We start from the raw sequence: 882 nt of genomic DNA, 5'->3' as shown, positions 1-882 counted from the left end.
ATTAAATATCTTATAAATATTAAAATGCTAAAAATAGGTACTATCATATATTAATTGAAAGAATAAAAATGACTTATTGAATTTAAGTAAAGTTTGTTTGAGTTTTCTAAAATGCTGTTAATTTGTTTTAAAGCGATGATTTTCTCGTCGCTTTAAAACTCAATTTTGAATTGTTTTAACTTGTAATTTCCAAACAAATGCATTGCCTTTTACCGCTTTCTAATTAAAACCTACCGTTGCCTAATTGATTTTGGTGGTGGTTTTTGTTTGGTGTAGTTTTATTTAAAATTAATACTTTAAACTATGAAAACAACAAAAATATTTTTGAAAATGCTATTTACAATAATAGTAATGACACAAACCACTCAAGCACAACAAACAGCAAAAAATTTGTTTTATCTACCAATGCCTTCTCGACCCTTATGTCCTATTTGTGATGGAGGAAACGCTAAATCTAAAGCTATTTGCCATCATAACCTTAACAAAGTAGAAGATATTGGAGTAGGTACTTCTTGGGATATTGGTAGAAAATCTCGCAATTGTGGTGCTTTTGGCTTATGCAGATGTAGCTCAATAACATTTGAATATTCTCAAAGAGTTAAATCGAATAAAAATTCATTTAATTCTACAATTTCTTTAACCACCGAAAAGAGAGTGCTTTTTAGTGTTGATAAAGAAAATATGCTCATTATTAGCAACTATTTTAAAGGCGAACAATTAATTCTTGATGAAGATTTTGTAATAGATGACAAAGAAGTGTTAAGTAAACTTCATTTAGAATCTTACACTTTAAAAAAGGGGCTTTATAAGTTTAAATTCAATATCAAATCTTCAAAATTTGAAGTGATCATTTAATTTTTTTTAAATTAAATAATCAAATAA

The 882-nt window shown here is 26.6% G+C and carries 1 protein-coding gene; it reads left to right on the top strand.

Going from position 1 to position 882, the window contains the following annotated elements:
- The first annotated feature begins 303 nt into the window (after window positions 1-303).
- Window positions 304-855, top strand: coding sequence for a hypothetical protein (locus tag DIU01_RS03575; RefSeq protein WP_290831874.1), 552 nt, complete (start codon window positions 304-306; stop codon window positions 853-855).
- Window positions 856-882 lie beyond the last annotated feature (27 nt).

Origin of the sequence: Flavobacterium sp., assembly GCF_003525665.1 — a bacterium.
GTDB lineage: Bacteria > Bacteroidota > Bacteroidia > Flavobacteriales > Flavobacteriaceae > Flavobacterium.
Note: the sequence above shows the minus strand (reverse complement) of the source record. Positions and strands in the feature narration are given on the sequence as shown.

Bases quoted from the DNA above. Each gene is read 5' to 3' on its own strand.
- DIU01_RS03575 (WP_290831874.1), top strand. From the start codon at position 304: ATGAAAACAACAAAAATATTTTTGAAAATGCTATTTACAATAATAGTA.